The following is an 18,304-nucleotide window of genomic DNA, read 5'->3' on the forward strand; positions in this document are numbered from 1 at the left end:
GAAATAATACCTTCTAATAATTCATCCAGCCATCACCTGTTCAATATCGGCTCGTTCTTTTGGTACATCCGTCATGTTTTCGTATCCATCGTCTGTGACTATAATATTATCCTCGATGCGAACACCACCCAAATCCATCATCTCTTTCAGCTTTGAGGCATTCAAAAACTTGGAAGCCGTATCATCTTCAAGTGCAGGTTCTAATAACGCTGGTACAAAGTAGAGCCCCGGCTCAATTGTAAGTACCATGCCGGGTTGTAAGGTACGTCGTGTTCGTAAGAACTTAATGCCCGGACGATCAATGCGTTCTACGCCCTTGGGATATCCGCCCACGTCGTGGGTATCGAGTCCAAGAAAATGGCCGAGTCCGTGTGGGAAGAAGAGCGCGAAAATATCCTCTTCCATAATATCGTCGATCGAACCTTTTACAATATTGGCATCTTTAAGTCCCTGCATCATTACCCGTGCTGCTAAAATGTGCAGGTCTTCCATCTTGACATCGGGCTCTGAAGCTTCGATAACTTGTTTTTGGGCCTCCAGTACCGCTTCATAAATTTCGGCCTGCGAATCGGTAAAGGCTCCATTGGCGGGATATGTCCGCGTAAAATCCGAAGAATAACCATTGCACTCAAATCCAGCATCAATTAAAAACAAGTCACCGTCTTTAATCTCACGGTTATTCTCTACATAATGGAGAATCGCGCTGTTTTCTCCCGCCGCAAAAATACCGTTGTAGGCATCCTGCATTAACCCATTTTTTATCTGATGATAATCAAACACAGCCTTCATTTCGTGCTCATATTTTCCGGGCTCCAGCGCTTCCAGTACAGCTGTATGAGCAATATTGTTTACTCGTGCTGCTTCGCGCATCTGATCCAGCTCCCAACCTGTTTTAAATACACGACAGTGAGTCAGTGCATCTTCCAGCGTTTCAAGGTCGATGGGAAGCTCCCGCTCAAATTGTTCGATAAATTCCGACTGTTCTTGGTTTAGGCAGTAGATTTTGTCGGGATCGATATCTTTAAGTACCTGTGGCAACTTGCTCTCATAATGCAGATGATCAGGCTGGTATTCATCTTGAAGATGATCTTTCGTTTTTACACGTCCGTGCCATACTGCATACTGCGCATCGCGCTTAGGGGCAAATAAGTGGTAGTCCTGATTTTTCAGATCCAACACTAAATGAAAATCAGGTTCATTTACACCGGTTAAGTACCAGAAATTTGATTCTTGGCGAAAGGGGAACTCATAGTCGGTATCATTCCGGTACATGAGTTCAGCCCCCTTCATATATACAATGGCAGATTCTTCATCATCGAGCAAAGAAAATAGTTTTTCACGGTGTAAATGATGCATAGTACAAAATTATTTTAATGAAAATGGGAGGTGGAAGTTACAGCAAAAATCGTATCGATCAAACTGTGCCGAATTCAAATTATTCTACATGTGTTGCAAATAGTTCATCTATTGTTTCTGTAATATTATCAACTTGGTTCATGGATGGCAGATCTATATAATTGTTGAGATCGAACGTTTGGATGCCTTGATGGGAATACATCGAACTGTTCCCTTTTTTACCGGCAAAAAGTACATCTAAATTAATTTCCAGTACGGCCTTGTTGTTATCATCTTCATTAAGGATAGCAACCAATCGGTTCCCCCCAAAAGCAGTGTTCAATGTTGTCAAAGCCAGGCGTCTGTTTTGGGTTGTATGCTCAATCCGATAATAATGATTGAGATCTATATCCGACGGACCGTTACTGAAGGTCAAAAACTGAATTTCTGATCCCTTCGCTGAAAGCCAAATATTAGGTAACGTTTCTTCGTGCCATAAACGCAGATCCGGCGACGCTTTGTCGCCTGCAAACCCTTTCTTTTTCCAGTCATCAAAATCATAATTTGGCAGCTTTCCTTTTCTATTAAGAAAATCGGGTTGGCGGTCAAGTTTTCGAACGTTCTCCGATTCTTTGTCAATCGCATACCAAAAATCGGATTTCCCGTTGGTCATCAGCAAATAGGGGGCGCCCACCTTCTGATTATATCTTGCTACCTGTTGGGCCGTTTTGGCAGATATGGATATATATTCTGCCTTGCATTCTACTAATAGCTTGGGCTCAAACTGTTGCGAATAGCAGATCAAGTCGGTACGCATTGCTTTATCTCCCAGCTGTCCGATTGCTTCCTCGGTTGATATGCGATGTTTTGACCATCCCGCTTTGATCAGAGCCTCCATAATTCGCAGGCGAACTCGTTCCTCGGGTAAGTTTTTAAGGGCTTTTTTATGGATGGGATTCCATAGCTTTTTCTCGCGGTTACGCCATACTATGGGGGGATAAATATGTTTCGCAATACTTACCATAAGGCCAAATATAGGGATGATTTATGAACTGCCAAGTTTTCGAAGTCGCAAAATAAAAAAGGCTCCGGATTGCGGAGCCTTTTTTCGCATGTAGATTTATTGCTTAGAAACTATGCGGCAGCAGCTTCTTTCTCTTTATCAAGCTGACGGTAAATAATCAGCTGTTGAGCAATATTCATCACGTTGTAAATGAGATAATAGAGGCTAAGACCTGCTGCGAAATTGTTGAAAATAAATAGCAACATAAAGGGGAAAACATATTGTAACGCCTTCATGTTCACACCCCCTGGTGCACCGCCGCCTCCACCACCGGGCCCCATGCCTCCGGTGAGTTTACTTTGTACCATCATGGCACCGGTCATCAACAATACAAATCCTGCAACCTGATCGCCTAAAAATGGAACACTAAACGGCAGGCTTAAAATATAATCTGGCGCTGAGAGGTCGCTGGCCCACAGGAATTCCTGTTGACGGATGAGGATAGAATTTTGGAAAAAGCGCCAAAGGGTAACCAAAATAGGGAGCTGTAGAAGATTGGGTAAGCAACCGCCCAGCGGATTTACACCCTCTTCTTTATATAGCTTCATTGTAGCCTTTTGTTGCTTTTCGGGATCGTCGGCATATTTCTCCTTGATCTCCTGCATTTTGGGCTGCAGTTCTTTCATAGCAGCCATACTGCGATAGCTTTTCTTGGTCAGCGGATATAGCACCATCTTAATCAAGATTGCGAACAGAACAATAGCCAGTCCATAGCCCATATATCCATCAACAAAACCAAAGTAGGGTATGACGAGATATTCAACGATTGGGTCTGAAATCCAGCTAAGCCAGCTATAGCCGGTGTCTACCATGTTGTATGTGGTCGATTCATAATCTTGCAGTGCATAATAGGCTAACGGACCTACAAACATGTGAAAAGAAGCACTGCCCTCTTGAGAAATATCGGTTGTTATAAACGATCGGTAGCGATGTTCGGTAGTTGAAAGATCAGTCTCTCCACTTTGTTCGCCGACCAATAAAGCGCTTTGGGTTGAGTTAGCTGTTTTTATAATCTGGGTAAAAAACTTGGTCCGAGTTGCTACCCAGTCAATAGATCCGTTATAGTTCTGCGTATTGCGTCCAGCTTCGCTCAGCTTAAGCTGCTCCATTTCTCCACCGGTATATACATAGGCTGATGCGTAAGTGGCTTCGGTAGTAGCAGGGTTTTTCTCGGTAAAATTCAATGGAGACTTCCATCCAAAATCAACATTGCCGCCAATGATATCACGGTCGAGGCCCTCAAAATTGATATCCAGTGTAATTTCGTGTGAATCTCCAAAAAGGGTATAGGTATAAACCAGGCGTTTATCATCGCTGATATTCAATGCATATTTGATCTCGGTAGTTTCATTCTTTCCAATAGAGACCGAATCACCAGATGTTAATTGTTCAAAAACGAGTTCGTCAGTTTCAACATTATAATTTTCACTGGTGAGGAAGCCCAATGAATATGCCGATTCTGTAGTATCTTTGATCATCTGAACCGGTTTATGATCCCATGTTTGGTAGTCCTTGAAGGTAATCTTGGAGGGGCCGGCGCCAACATTGGTAAAGGTAGCATTGTAAAGCGGTGAATCGACCACAAGTTTCGTAGTGTCATCAATACTGGCTGAAGAGAACATTCCCATTTCGGGCTGTTCCTCTCGGTCTTCCGAAAGGCTTGGTGTCTGCTGCTCGTTTTGGGGAATGGGCTCTTCCTGAGATTGCTGTGCTATATTCTCAGTTGCTTGTGTTTGAGTGTCGGCCTGAGCCGCTGCCACACTATCTTGCTGGGCCTGTTTTGCTTGGCGTTGTTGTAATTCCTGTTCCGATGGCATGGAATAGTAGGTCCATGCAACCATTACTAAAAAGATTAAGATAAATCCTGTTATAGTATTACGATCCAAAAGAAATCCTCAGTCTATATTATTAATTATTTTTGGGTTCCGGCACTGGGTCATGTCCTCCTTTGCTCCAGGGGTGACAGCTCCCAATTCGTTTTACCGTCAGCCACAATCCTTTGATTGCCCCATGTTTCTGAAATGCTTCGATACTGTATTTGCTACAGGTGGGATGATATCGGCAACTGCTGGGCATCCATGGAGAAATGACCCATTGATATAAGCGTACAATTGCTATAAAAAGATACTTCATGAATGGCCGGGAGAAATAGTAGAGAGTTGATCTCGAACTTTGCTAAGCAAAGCTATAATATCTTGTTCAACATCAGCGTAATTGCCGTCAATGGTCTTGGCCATAAGTGCTCCATGAAACATGATACCGGTATTTTTAACTGTATCAGATAAGATATCCTGATGGTGCCGATATGCTTCTTTGAGGAGCCGCTTCATGCGATTTCGTTTATTCGCTTTACCCAAGCTTTTTTTGACGATAAATCCCATAAGGCAACCGGAAGAATTCGTTCCCAAAATCTTAAACCGTAAGTCAACAATGTTGTTACGGATGATCTTTGCGTCCTGTTCAAACAGGCGCTGAAAGTTCTTCCGGCCCCTTAGTATTTTTGCTCGTGGCAAAGTTGTATCATTACCAGAGCCAGAAGTTCGATTACTTCGGTCCTTTCTCATCACTTATCGTTAAGCGGTGGCGTCCTTTTTTTCGACGCTTTTTCAATACCTTTCTTCCGTTTTTGCTGCTGTTACGCTTACGGAAACCATGCTTGGATTTACGCTTCTTGCTGCTTGGTTGGTACGTACGTTTCATTGTTAAAAATCGGTTTATGAAAATTCAATTCGTAGATAGTCCGCTAAAATAAAAATAAAATTAGACAATAAGAACACTAAATTATCTGTTACTTTAGGTGCGTAGGTATCATGGTGGATATTTTTAAATACCTTATCTGCCATTAAATAATTTGAACAGGCACTGCGTAAACTGTAACTTTCACAAATAACAAAAATTGCACGAGACCCGTATTATTTTATGTTCGATACATTAACCGAGACGGTTGGAGATGTTTTAACTTCTATTTTTGGAACGAAAAGCGATCGCGATCTCAAAAGAATATGGCCCATCGTTGAAGAAGTAAATGAACACTATGAGGGCATGGATCAGCTTTCTGATGAGGAGCTTAAGCAGAAAACAGAAAAGTTCCGTCAGAAAATTCAAGATGCGAAAAAAGAAGTTGATGAAGAGATACAGTCTTTAAAGAATACTCTTAATAGTGATGAAGAGCTATCCGTAAACCGCCGCCGCGAACTCGCTGAAGAGTTAGATGATCTGGAACAGGAACAGACGGATATTATTGAAGATGTGCTGGAGGAGATTCTCCCTGAGGCCTTTGCGGTGATGAAGGATACTTGTCGCCGATTTTTGGGCGAAAAATGGATGGTTGGCGGCAATATGAACGAATGGAGCATGGTGCCCTACGACGTGCAAATTGCCGGAGCTATTGCCATGCACCAAGGTAAAATTGCCGAAATGAAAACAGGTGAAGGTAAAACGTTGGCTGCTATTATGCCGGCCTATCTCAATGCCCTGAGTGGACGTGGTGTTCATATTGTCACAGTGAATAACTATCTGGCCAAACGTGACGCCGAATGGAACGAACCATTGTTCAACTTTCATGGCCTCGAAGTTGACTGTGTTGATCTTTATGATCCCAACTCTGAACAGCGTCGTCAGGCTTACCGTGCAGACATTACCTATGGAACTAACAACGAGTTCGGCTTCGATTATCTGCGTGATAACATGGTGGTCAACTCAGAGCAGTTGGTGCAGCGTGATCACAATTTTGCTATTATTGACGAGATTGACTCCATTCTTATTGATGAGGCCCGAACGCCGCTGATTATTTCTGGTCCCGTCCCCGAAGATACGCAGTCGGAAAAGTATGAAGAGTTAAAGCCTCGGGTTGAGTCACTGGTAAGCGCCCAGAAAAAGCTGGTCGCTAATCTTGTAAAAGAAGGTCAAGAGCATCTTGAAGAAGGAAACCGTGAAAAAGCCGGCCTTGCCTTGTATCGAGCACAGCGCGGATTTCCCAAGAACAGGAAATTCCGCAAGATGATGCAGGTTCCTGAAAACCAAAAATTGGTTCAGGAAACGGAGGCTTTTTACCTGCAGGATAATGCTCGTCGATTACCTGAAGTGGATAAGGTGCTCTACTACTCGGTGGATATGAAGATGAACAACATCGAGATGACCGAGAAGGGGCAGGATTTCATTACCAAAGCTGATGAAGACAACGAGTTTTTTGTGATTCCCGATCTCGGAACCGAAACCACTGATCTTGATGAAGAGATGGATGAGCTTCGGGAAGAAAAGATCCGAGAAATCAAAGAAAATGATGACTGGAGTGAAGAATACAAAGAAGAAAAGATTGAAGAAGCCAAGCAGGAAGTAGCCCAGAAACGTGAAAAACGACTGAATGAACTACACCGCCTGTTTGCAGAACGCAGCGATCGTATCCACACGGTAAACCAGCTGCTTAAAGCCTATACTTTGTTCGAGCGCGAAGAGGAATATATTGTGCAGGATGGCAAAGTCCAGATTGTTGATGAGCACACCGGTCGCGTGCTCTCCGGTCGCCGTTATTCTGATGGGCTCCACCAGGCCATTGAGGCCAAGGAGAATGTGAGTGTTGAAGCTTCTACACAGACGTATGCAACTATTACGCTGCAAAATTACTTCCGGATGTATAATAAGCTGTCCGGGATGACTGGTACGGCCGCAACTGAAGAAGGCGAATTTAACGAAATTTATGACCTTGATGTTGTGATCATCCCTACCAATGAGCCGGTAATTCGGGATGACAAAGAGGATCTCGTTTTCAGGACTAAACGCGAAAAATACAATGCGGCTATCGAACGCATTCGTGAATATCACGAAAAAAAGCAGCCGGTGCTGGTTGGTACTACCAGTGTTGACGTTTCGGAAACCATCAGCCGGATGCTTAAGCGCGAAGGTATACCCCATAACGTATTGAACGCCAAGCATCACGCTGAAGAAAGTGAAATTGTAGAAAATGCCGGTCAGCCGGGTGCCGTTACGGTTGCTACCAACATGGCCGGTCGCGGTACCGACATTAAGCTTGCGCCGGGTGTTAAGGAAAAAGGCGGACTTGCCATTCTTGGTACGGAGCGCCACGAATCCCGACGCATTGACTTGCAGCTTAGAGGACGTTCGGGTCGGCAGGGTGATCCCGGCGAATCGCAGTTTTTTGTATCTCTTGAAGATGATCTGATGCAGCTCTTTGGCTCGGATCGTGTAGCCAATGTAATGGAGCGTCTGAATTTTGAGGAAGGCGAACCCATCACCCACTCCTGGATTACGAAATCACTGGAACGTGCCCAAAGCAAGGTTGAGCAAAACAACTTTAGCATTCGTAAAAAGCAGTTGGAGTATGATGATGTGCTGAATAATCAGCGTGAAGTGATCTACAAAAGACGCAAACATGCATTGGAGGGTGATGAGCTTCGAAGCGATATTTATGATATGCTCGAAGATCTCGTACAAAGTGTTGTTGAAGAACATTATCCACAAGGAGAACTTGATCAACTGCGTGATACGATTCTGCGATTTTTAGCGGTCGATATAAAGCTCGATCGAGAAGAGATGGGCAAGATGGGGCCTGATGTGCTTATTGATCATATTATCGAGCGTGCTTATGAGGTGTATCGTCAGAAAGAGGAGATGATCTCCAAGCCGCTGTTTCAGGTTATCAAAAACATCAAAGAGTCGGATGCCGAAAATAAACCGACGAAGGTACAGGTTGTTTTTACTGATGGTATTCGTCGACTGCGGGTAGTTGTGGATGTTGAAAAAGCGTATGAAAACGAAGGCAAGGAAGTGGCACGGGCCCTTGAACGTACGGCAGTGCTCTCGACCATCGACAGTAAATGGATGGATCACCTTCGTGAACTTGATTCTGTGAAAGAGGGTATCGGGCTTCGTGCATACGGACAAAAAGATCCGTTGCTGGAATACAAACGTGAGGCCTTTGAAATGTTTAAGCAGCTTCTGGATGAGATAAACCAGGATGCTATATCGCTGATTTGGAAGGCGATTCCGGAAATGCAGGCTGACGAAGAGAAAATGAAGCAAGCGCCCGAAGAGCGTGCCAAGGTTGATATGAATCGCGCTAAAACCGAGCATTCTGATGCCACGAACATGGGCTTTAAGGCTGGGTCCGGGGCACAGCAAAACGGGGGTCAGCAACAACAGCGGAGTGATCAGAAACCGCAGCCTGTTACCGTTGAAGAAGAACCCGGTCGTAACGACTATGTGAAAATTCAGAATATGGACAGCGGCGAAGTCATTGATATCAAATGGAAAAAGGCCAAGCGCATGATTGATGAAAAGGGCTGGGTTCTTATTGAGAAGTAGCAATTACGTATGGAAGTCTTAGGAATAGACATTGGCAGCTACGGCATTAAGGGGTGTATTGTAGACACCGAAAAAGGAGAAATAATATCCGAACGAAAAAGCACGCCTCCGCTCGATGACACCACGCCCCATAAGATTCTTGCTAAGATGCATCAGATTGTTAGCAAGGAGTTCAAGTGGGATGGCCCCGTAGGTTGTGCCTTTCCCGCACCGGTAAATAAAGGCATTGTACTATCAGCAAAACGCATCAACGATTCGTGGGTTGATGCCAATGCCGAACAGCTTTTTACGGAGATTACCGAAAACGAATTTTGTGTGATTAACGATACCGATGCCACCGGTCTGGCCGAGATGCACTTCGGGGCCGGCCAAAATCAGGAGGGCGTAACGATTGTACTTACCGTAGGTACCGGTATCGGTTCTTCTGTTTTTATGGATGGAAATCTTGTACCCAATACCGAGCTGGGACTTATGGAAATTCGAGGTATAACCGTTGAAGAGCGTGCCTCAAATAAATCCCGTAAAGAAGAAGGTATTCGCAAAAAAACGTGGGCCAAACGGCTGCAGCTCGTCCTGGAACACTTTGAAAAAATATTTCATCCCAACCTGTTTATTTTGGGGGGACAGTTAAGCCAAAAAGCAGACAAAACGTTTCCATTTATCAAAATTAATACCACATTTAAAGCAGCCAGTTTTTTGAATGATGCCAGTATTGTGGGAGCGGCTATGGTTGCTGCCCACAGAAACAATCAATTGTTAAACCGTTAACGTTGGCATGAAACTGTTAATTAGATAAAACCATCTTGTATTCTTTGCCGATCTCTCAAAACCTTTCTTTATTGTTGGTCAATTAACAAAAACAGTTTTGCTCTCTATGCGATCATTTCTAAAGATTATTTTCATCCTTCTTTTTTTACCGACACTGGGTTTTGGCCAAAGCGGCCTTGACACTCTAAGTTTAGAATCGATTTTTTACGATCCCCTGTTGGCCGGCAATAGACCCGATATTGTTACCTTTTCTCCCGACCAGTCTCACATTTACTATCAGACTAATGACTCATCCAAGACTATGGAAGAGCTGTTTAAACGACCGGTTACAGGAGGAGAACGAAATCTTGTGTCTGACGATGCCGAACGCAATTTTCAGGTATCGCCCGACCGCCAAAAACTTTTATATCACGATCAAGGTGATTTATGGATTGCCGATATTGATTTTACAAACAAAAGGCAACTCGTTGATTCCAAAGCAGAAGAATATGGAGGGATGTGGAGTCCCGACAGTAAACAGATTGCATTTGTTCAGGATGGGGATATCTGGATGATCAATATCGGAACGTCGAAGCTTACTCAAGTTACCAATAAAGAAGAGGATGAAACCGGATTTAATGTTGAGGGATGGGCAGGAAAAGACAAGCTCGTTCTCACTCAGTTCGATACCTCAGACTATGAGGAATACTATTTTCCGGAGTATGTAGGACAATATGTAAAACCGGGGTCTACCCGTCGCGGTATTGCTCGTCAGCTTGTTTCAGTAGCAGATATCCAGACCAAAGAGGTTGATCTTTTATTTGAAAACAAAGGATATATTGATACTGATATAAGTGCCAAGGGTAATTATCTTGCCATTGATAAAACCGGTCCATCCATGAAGAAGCGAGCGGTCAAGGTTTTTGATCTTAGCTCTAAGGAACCGACAACTGTTTTCGAAGATTCCACAAAAGGTTGGCTCTATAATACTGAAATTGCTTTTGCTCCATCGGGTGATAAATTGATGATCTTATCCGAAAAAGATGGATGGAATCATATCTATACGGTAAATCCTGACGGATCCAACCTAAAGCAACATACTCGTGGTGAATATGAAGTTCCGTGGGCGGAATGGCTGAATGGGGAGGCAATAATTTTTGCCTCAACGGAAGTGGGGCCCGGTGAACGACATATATACCGGATGAACATCAATAGCAATGAAACAGAGAAGCTGACTACAAAGGCAGGATATCGGCAAGACTTTGAGCTGAGTGAAGACAACAGCTACCTTGTGTATCAGTATAGCTATTTTAATGAGCCGTTTGAATTATACTCACTGAATGTGGGTAATGAATCTGAAGAAAAGCGATTAACACAAACGATTCCCGATCGGTTTAATAACATTGACTGGCAAAAGGAAGATTATATACGATTTACGGCGAGAGATGGCGAAACGGAACTCTCGATGTCAGTTCTGGAGCCTACTAAAAAGACTGAACAATCGAGCCATCCGGTTGTAGTTTTTGTGCACGGTGCAGGTTCTTTGCAAAATGTGTACAAGGGCTGGTCAAACAATTATTATCGTGAATATATGTTCCATCAGTATTTGACAGCGCAGGGTTACTATGTGATCGAGGTGGATTATCGTCACAGTACCGGCTATGGACGAGTATTTAGAGAAGATGTCACAAATTGGATGGGCAAATACGAAACGCGCGATATTATTGATGGTATCGATTACCTGGCTGAGCATTATCCGCAGGCCGATACGTCAAGCGTGGGCATATACGGCGGTAGTTATGGTGGGTTTATGGCGTTGTATGCTACGAGCGTAGCTCCGGATTATTTTGATGCGGCCGCTGCCTTGCGTGCGGTCACCAATTGGGAAAACTATTATTATACCAATCCATGGTACACCCAACCACGGCTGGGTACGCCCGACGCCGATTCTGCCCATTATGCCCGAAGTTCTCCCATCACCTATGTTGAGCAACTCGAAGATCCCGTTCTTATCCTACATGGATTAACCGACAATAATGTAGGATTCCAGGATGCGGCCCAGTATATCGAAAAATTAATACAAGCCGGTGGTAAAGAGTTTGATATGATGATGTATCCCACCGAACGTCACAGTTTTCAAGATCCTGATGCTTGGTTCGATGAATACTCTCGTATTTTTGACTTTTTCGAAAAACATCTCAAAAATTAGATCGATAACATTCAGGGGAAACAAAACTTGGCTGTATTAGTTGTAACCATTTAAAAAACTTGTAGAACGAACGCATTGTATACATGATTTGGCTATTTGCAATTGTAAGTACATTGATAGCAGCCCTCTTTGTTGCAGATAAGTTGTTGGCGGCCCCTAAATACATTGAAGATAATTCCGACCATTTTGATGGCAAAAAATTTGTCAATCCCGATGGTGCTGGAACCCACCACTACGGAGAAGTACTTAAATGGTGGCTGGGCGGCAATGACAAGGGGATCTGGGATACGTATAGCAAGAATGATTTGCCGGATTACCCTACTCCGAACCCATCCGTAAACGATGGACAGCATCAGATCACTTTTATCAATCATGCGACTTTTTTAATTCAAGTTAACGGTCAAAATATTTTAACTGATCCCGTATGGAGTTTTCGGGCAAGCCCCTACCAGTGGATTGGTCCCAAGCGCAAACGTCCGGCGGGAATTGATTTTGATGATCTGCCCCATATCGACACAGTATTGCTTAGTCACAATCACTACGATCATCTTGATATTGATACGGTAAAGCGTCTGCAGAGCAAATATGATTCGCAATTTATTGTTCCTCTTGGCGTAGAACGGTATTTACATAGCCAAGGCGTTGACAGAACTATCCGCATGGACTGGTGGGATAAATATGGTTTGGGCAATGAGATTACCTTAACAGCCGTCCCGGCGCGACACTTTTCCGGCCGCGGACTTTTCGATCGTAACAAAACCTTGTGGTGCGGGTATGTGTTAGAAAACCCGTCCGGGAATATATATTTTGCAGGAGATACCGGTTATGGTGATTTTCTTCGAGAAATAAAGCAACAGGTAGGTCCCATAAATACTTCAATTCTTCCTATCGGAGCCTATAAGCCACGCTGGTTTATGGAGGCTATTCACATGTCGCCCGAAGAGGCTGTAAAAGCACATAAAGAACTGCAGTCTGAAAAGAGCATTGCCATGCACTTTGGCACCTTTCCTATGGCTGATGATGGGATGTATGAACCGCTGGATGACCTGCAAAAAGCACGTCGTAAGCATAAGGTCGCAGAACAGGATTTTAGGGGGCTTCAACATGGAGAATCGTACTCTCGTGATCTACAGCAATCAGATCTCAGATCTGAAGTGGCATAGTATAAACTAAGGTTATGGCTGCCACAGATTGTTTGTGTTTTGTTTTTTAGCAAGAGTAGTTAACTGTTCGCCCCAAATTCAACTGCGAAATGGCCTTCATTTTTTGTAGATTTATCCGTTGTTTAAAGCAATAACCAATAGCTCAACAAGAGCCTCTGATGTCTGACAATTATCGCGCGTTAACACGTACCTATCGCCCCACTTCTTTTGATGATATTGTATCACAGAAGCACGTTAGTAGTACGCTGAAAAATGCCATTAAGAAAAGTCGTCTGGCGCATGCCTACATGTTTTGCGGTCCGCGCGGTGTGGGAAAAACCACGATGGCGCGTGTATTGGCACGGACGGTAAACGAAATTGATCAGGAGGTAGATGGGGAATCACTCAATCAAACCCTCAACGTTGTTGAGATTGATGCGGCCTCAAATAACAGCGTAGATGATATTCGTGACTTGCGCGAACGTGTACGTATTCCGCCGCAAAATGGTCGCTACAAGATTTATATCATTGACGAGGTTCACATGCTCAGCAAGTCGGCGTTTAATGCGTTGCTGAAAACGCTGGAAGAACCGCCCGATCATGTGATCTTTATTTTTGCTACGACGGAACCGCATAAGGTTCTCCCGACCATTTTATCGCGTGTTCAGCGGTTCGACTTTAAACGTATCAGCGTTGATCAAATCGTGGACCGCCTTGCCAGCGTGGCTGAAAACGAGGGTATTAGTATCGATGAAGAATCGCTCCATGTGATTGCAAAAAAAGCCGATGGGGCACTGCGCGACGCCCTCGGGTTGATGGACCAGGCTATTGCTTTTTGCGGCAACCGGATTGAACATGAAGAGCTTCTTCGAGCGCTCAATGTGGTGAGCACCGAGCGCATGTTTGACTTTATGAATGCCGTGGAAGCCCAGGATGCCAGTCGTGGATTGGAACTCATTAACGAACTTCTGCAGGAGGGCTACGACATTCAGGAATACTTGGTCGGATTAACAGAGCATTTGCGCAATTTATATGTTGCAAAGAGCTCAGAACAGATGCACTTAGTAGAAGCATCTCCGGACACTAAAAAAAGATACCGGGAAGCCTCCAAGGTTTTTACAGAAGATGATTTGATGCGGATGCTCCACGTTGTAAGTGAGGCACAGTATAAAATTAAGGAAGCGCATCAGCCCAAAATCCAGTTTGAGATTACGCTCCTCAAGCTCATCCATATGGAGCGAACTCCAAAGCTGAATACCTTGCTAACCGAGCTGGAACAGTTAAAAAAAAAGCTAAATAAATCCGGGGTATCAGCATCGGGGGAAACAGAATCAGACGTAACCCCTCCCGAGGATAAAGAACGAAAGCCGGATACCGACAAGGCCTCTTCTACTTCTAAGTCAAACGGACAAGCTCATACACAGCCCGAACAATCAGAACCTGATTCGAGGGAGCCGAAAAAAGAATCTACAGAAGAGTCAGCTGATTCTTCTCCTTCAACGGCCGAATCAAATGGTCAGGCTTCGTCCACCAAAGAACCTTCTTCCCAACCGAACCCGGTTGCACAGGAAACATCTGCTGAAGATCAGCAACAGCCTTCTGATGAAGATGATGAATTTGAAAATCTGTTTGGGCAGTCATCCCTTGCCGGTTCAAAGCCAAAAACTAATCATGAGGCATCGGAACCGGATTCTCAGCAAGTAACAGAAACCGAAATAAGCACTGCTCAGAAAAGAGCTCCCAAAGATGTTTCCCTTCAAGAGATCAATGACTGCTGGGATGATTATTTGGAAAATCTTCGCGCGCATGTACCCCAGATGTTGTACTTTCAGATGCAGCGGGTAGATCCCGTTGAATTGAAAAACGGGGCCCTTAAGTTGCGAGCGAATGATGACTTTGCCAAAAAAATCGTGGACGAAAACCGGCGTCGACTGGGTAAGTTTTTAGAGGATGAAATTGGAGCCTTTCTTAACTTTACCTGCATAGTACAAAAGCAGGAGAAAAATCCCGAAGAGTCGATGAGTCCGTATGAGCGTTTTAAAAAGCTTCAGGAGCGCGACCCGACGATAAAAAAACTGGTTGAACTCTTTGGTGCTGAATTGGATTATAATTTAAATCAGTAAGTTAAGACTCTTATCTTTATACGATCGTTGACAGATTGTTTGAAACTGATGTTATGAATATTAACCTATTTAAAGACCTTTTATAATGAATAACATGGCAAATATGTTCGGCAAATTTTCCGAACTGCAAGAAAAAGTAGAAGAAGCAAAACAGGAACTCGCGAAGCTTGAAGTTGAGGCTGAAGCCGGTGGTGGAATGGTTAAAGTTAAAGCCAACGGAAAGCGTCAGATTTTGAGTATCAAATTGGATAAGGATGTTATCGATCCTGAGGATGCTGAGATGATGGAAGACCTTGTGGTTGCGGGCGTTAATAAGGCACTCGAAAAGGCTGAAGAGGCTGCGCAGGAACGCATGCAGGAAACGTACAAAGATATTCTACCCGGCGGCGGCATTCCCGGCATGGATCTGAGCAAATTAGGACTGTAATTACCGTGTCATGCTGAACTTGGTTCAGCATCTATCATGTTAACAGACCCTGAAACAAGTTCAGGGTGACACACAGCTTCATAAAATAACTGCTACATGGAAGGAACTTCAGAAATACTGGAGCAGGCTATCGAGCAGCTGGCCAAGCTCCCGGGAACAGGGCGCAAATCGGCCCGGCGAATTGCATTATTTCTGCTTAAGCAGAATGATGAGTCGGTAATTAATTTGGCTGAAGCGCTGGTAAATCTTAAAAAATCGATTACCCGCTGTTCCGCCTGCGGGGTTATCAGTGATGGCGATCCCTGCTCTATTTGTCAAAATGCTAAACGTCAAACGGGGCAAATTTGTGTGGTTGAAGAATCGCAAGATGTGTTTCTGATTGAAAAGACTAATGAGTTTCGAGGACGCTACCATGTGCTTGGCGGTGTTATCTCGCCTCTCGATAATATTGGTCCCGATGATGTACGCATTAAGCAGCTTATGCAGCGGATTAATGAGGATGAGGAACCCATTGATGAAGTTATTTTAGCGCTTAACCCTGATTCGGAAGGTGAAGCCACCTCTTACTACATCAACAAATTGCTTAAACCTTTTGATGATGTTGAGGTAACCCGAATAGCATACGGCATTCCGATGGGAACGGAGCTCGAATTTATTGACGAAGCTACCTTGGGACGTGCTTTTGCAAGTCGCAATACTTTTTAAAATGAAAAATCAGAAGAGCTCTATTTAGAGTTTGAAACTATTTTTCATTGTTGATACCGAATAATTAACCAACAATTATATTATGAAGCTACAACACCTATTTTTATCACTACTTTTTTTGGGGCTTACGTTTTCTGCCCAGGCTCAAGACGAACATTACTGGCAGCAAGAGGTAGAGTATGAAATGGATATCGATGTAGATGTCGAAAACCATCAATTTACGGGCACTCAAAAGTTGACGTATCATAATAATTCGCCCGATACGCTGCACCGGGTATTCTACCATTTGTATTTCAATGCCTTTCAGTCCAACAGTATGATGGATGTTCGTTCCCGTACCATCGAAGATCCTGATAGTCGCGTTCGTGACCGCATCCAAAAGCTTCCTGATGATGAAATTGGTTATCATCACATCAACAGCCTAAAACAGGATGGTGATGCCGTTTCATATTCTGTTGAAGGCACGATCATGGAAGTTACCCTAAACGAACCTATTGCACCCGGAGAATCTACTGTTTTTGATATGGAATTTGAAAGCCAGGTGCCTCGACAAATTCGTCGCAGCGGCTGGATGAACAAAGAAGGGGTGGAATTTTCGATGAGCCAGTGGTATCCTAAGCTCTCGGAATATGATGAGGATGGATGGCATCCGAACCCGTACATCGGACGTGAGTTTCATGGCGTATGGGGTGATTTTGATGTAAAAATATCGATCGACAGTTCGTATGTATTGGGATCAACCGGGCACCTGCAAAATCCCGAAGAAATTGGTCACGGTTATGCTGAAGAGTATGACCGACCCAATTCTGAAAAATTAACGTGGCATTGGAAAGCCGAGAAGGTACACGATTTTATGTGGGGTGCCGATCCAGATTTTACGCATACTACAGCCCAGGTGCCAAATGGGCCGAAATTGCACTTCTTTTACCAAAAAGATACTGTGGCGGTTAATGCTGATCGGTATTCCCAAGAGCAGCTTCGTCAAAATTGGGAGCAATTGCCTGAGTATGCGGTTAAAGCTTTTCAATATATGAGCAGTAACTATGGCAAATATCCATACGACAAATATTCGTTTATTCAAGGGGGTGATGGAGGGATGGAATATCCTATGGGTACGCTCATCACCGGCAACCGATCGCTTGGTAGCCTTGTAGGTGTTTCTGTTCACGAGCTTATTCACTCATGGTACCAAGGAGTGCTGGCCACCAATGAAAGTCGCTACCCCTGGATTGATGAAGGTTTTACAACTTATGCATCAGCTCTGACCATGGACCATCTGTTCAATAACGGGGAGGGTAAAAATGTACATGAACGTTCTTACCAATCCTATTACAATATTATTGAAGACGGCAAGCAGGAGGCATTGGATACCCATGCCGATCACTTCCATACCAATCGTGGTTATGGGACGGCCTCGTATTCAACCGGCGCGGTATTCTTGAACCAATTACGCTATATTATAGGCGGCGAAACCTTTGATCGCGGGATGAAACGCTTTTTTAACGAGTGGATGTTTAAGCACCCCGACGGCCGCGACTTTCTGCGGGTGATGGAAGAGGAATCCGATATGGTGCTGGACTGGTACTATCAATACTTTATCGAGAGCACCAAGCATATTGATTATGGAATTACATCAATGTTAGGGGGCGATGGGTCTACCTATGTGACCTTGAAGCGGGAAGACCTGATGCCGATGCCGATCGATCTTATGGTTACGTATGAAGACGGCAGTAAGGAACAGTTTTACATTCCGATGCGTATTATGCGAAACACCAAGGCGAACGAAAACCCGGATATCCCACGCACCATCAAAAAGGATTGGCCATGGGTAAATCCCACGTACACGGTTGAAATTACTCGATCGCCCAAAGAGATAAAACGGATTGAGATTGACCCATCAAAACGCATGGCAGATATTAACCGCGATAATAATGTTATTGAGATGGACGAGTATCTTCAGTCTGTCAAGTAATTTTAAAAAATCTTTTCTGAATCTTAAGCCCGGGTATTACCACTCGGGCTTTTTTATTTAGATATGAGAAAGCATTCTTACTATTAAAAGATGGTTAACGGAAAGGTACAGATTTGTGACTTCGTTGTACTCCATTCGTAAAGAGGTGAGATAAAGCAACTATTATATCACTACATAAAAGAGAAATTTGGGTTTAAAATAGGATCCAACATTAATATTATACTCTGTATTCCAGTAGGAATCATCAACGGCAGTCTCAA

Annotated in this window: 14 protein-coding genes; 8 read left to right on the forward strand and 6 right to left on the reverse strand. The window is 43.9% G+C overall.

The features are described from left to right. Positions 1-21 precede the first annotated feature (21 nt). From ACQ76V_RS14530 to rpmH, 6 genes are all read right to left on the reverse strand, one after another. Positions 22-1,356, reverse strand: a complete 1,335-nt coding sequence (locus tag ACQ76V_RS14530) for an aminopeptidase P family protein (protein WP_441001237.1) — start codon at positions 1,354-1,356, stop codon at positions 22-24. Positions 1,357-1,435: 79 nt separating this feature from the next. Beyond that, positions 1,436-2,359 carry a type I restriction enzyme HsdR N-terminal domain-containing protein gene (locus ACQ76V_RS14535; RefSeq protein WP_441001238.1) on the reverse strand — a complete coding sequence of 308 codons (924 nt, stop codon included), beginning with the start codon at positions 2,357-2,359 and terminating at the stop codon, positions 1,436-1,438. A gap of 110 nt (positions 2,360-2,469) precedes the next feature. After that, on the reverse strand, positions 2,470-4,284 hold the full coding sequence (gene yidC / locus ACQ76V_RS14540) for a membrane protein insertase YidC (RefSeq protein ID WP_441001239.1): 1,815 nt from the start codon (positions 4,282-4,284) through the stop codon (positions 2,470-2,472). A 22-nt stretch (positions 4,285-4,306) separates the two neighbouring features. Next, positions 4,307-4,531: a membrane protein insertion efficiency factor YidD gene (gene yidD / locus ACQ76V_RS14545; RefSeq protein ID WP_441001240.1), complete on the reverse strand. Its 225-nt coding sequence runs from the start codon at positions 4,529-4,531 to the stop codon at positions 4,307-4,309. Continuing rightward, positions 4,528-4,911, reverse strand: coding sequence for a ribonuclease P protein component (locus ACQ76V_RS14550; protein ID WP_441001241.1), 384 nt, complete (start codon positions 4,909-4,911; stop codon positions 4,528-4,530). The genes yidD and ACQ76V_RS14550 overlap by 4 nt, the downstream gene beginning before the upstream one ends. A gap of 31 nt (positions 4,912-4,942) precedes the next feature. Then, entirely contained in the window at positions 4,943-5,098 is a 156-nt protein-coding gene (gene rpmH, locus ACQ76V_RS14555) for a 50S ribosomal protein L34 (RefSeq protein ID WP_441001242.1), read from the reverse strand. A gap of 219 nt (positions 5,099-5,317) precedes the next feature. On the opposite strand from rpmH, the gene secA reads away from it, so the two are divergent. The 8 genes from secA (at position 5,318) to ACQ76V_RS14595 (ending at position 18,044) form a co-directional block, all read left to right on the forward strand. Beyond that, entirely contained in the window at positions 5,318-8,719 is a 3,402-nt protein-coding gene (gene secA / locus ACQ76V_RS14560; RefSeq protein ID WP_441001243.1) for a preprotein translocase subunit SecA, read from the forward strand. Positions 8,720-8,728: 9 nt separating this feature from the next. Beyond that, positions 8,729-9,487 carry a polyphosphate--glucose phosphotransferase gene (ppgK, locus tag ACQ76V_RS14565; RefSeq protein WP_441001244.1) on the forward strand — a complete coding sequence of 253 codons (759 nt, stop codon included), beginning with the start codon at positions 8,729-8,731 and terminating at the stop codon, positions 9,485-9,487. Positions 9,488-9,593: 106 nt separating this feature from the next. After that, complete coding sequence (locus ACQ76V_RS14570) at positions 9,594-11,675, forward strand: prolyl oligopeptidase family serine peptidase (RefSeq protein ID WP_441001245.1); 2,082 nt, start codon at positions 9,594-9,596, stop codon at positions 11,673-11,675. 83 nt (positions 11,676-11,758) lie between these two features. After that, entirely contained in the window at positions 11,759-12,838 is a 1,080-nt protein-coding gene (locus ACQ76V_RS14575) for an MBL fold metallo-hydrolase (protein ID WP_441001246.1), read from the forward strand. Positions 12,839-12,996: 158 nt separating this feature from the next. Further along, a complete protein-coding gene (dnaX, locus tag ACQ76V_RS14580) occupies positions 12,997-14,940 on the forward strand; it encodes a DNA polymerase III subunit gamma/tau (protein ID WP_441001247.1) in 1,944 nt (647 codons plus the stop codon). Between the two features lie 85 nt (positions 14,941-15,025). Further along, positions 15,026-15,367: a YbaB/EbfC family nucleoid-associated protein gene (locus ACQ76V_RS14585; RefSeq protein ID WP_441001248.1), complete on the forward strand. Its 342-nt coding sequence runs from the start codon at positions 15,026-15,028 to the stop codon at positions 15,365-15,367. 96 nt (positions 15,368-15,463) lie between these two features. Beyond that, positions 15,464-16,072, forward strand: coding sequence for a recombination mediator RecR (gene recR, locus ACQ76V_RS14590; RefSeq protein ID WP_441001249.1), 609 nt, complete (start codon positions 15,464-15,466; stop codon positions 16,070-16,072). Positions 16,073-16,154: 82 nt separating this feature from the next. Beyond that, positions 16,155-18,044, forward strand: coding sequence for a M1 family metallopeptidase (locus ACQ76V_RS14595; RefSeq protein WP_441001250.1), 1,890 nt, complete (start codon positions 16,155-16,157; stop codon positions 18,042-18,044). The last annotated feature ends 260 nt before the right edge of the window (positions 18,045-18,304 follow it).

The organism is Fodinibius sp. SL11 (assembly GCF_052060035.1).
Taxonomy (GTDB): domain Bacteria; phylum Bacteroidota; class Rhodothermia; order Balneolales; family Balneolaceae; genus Fodinibius.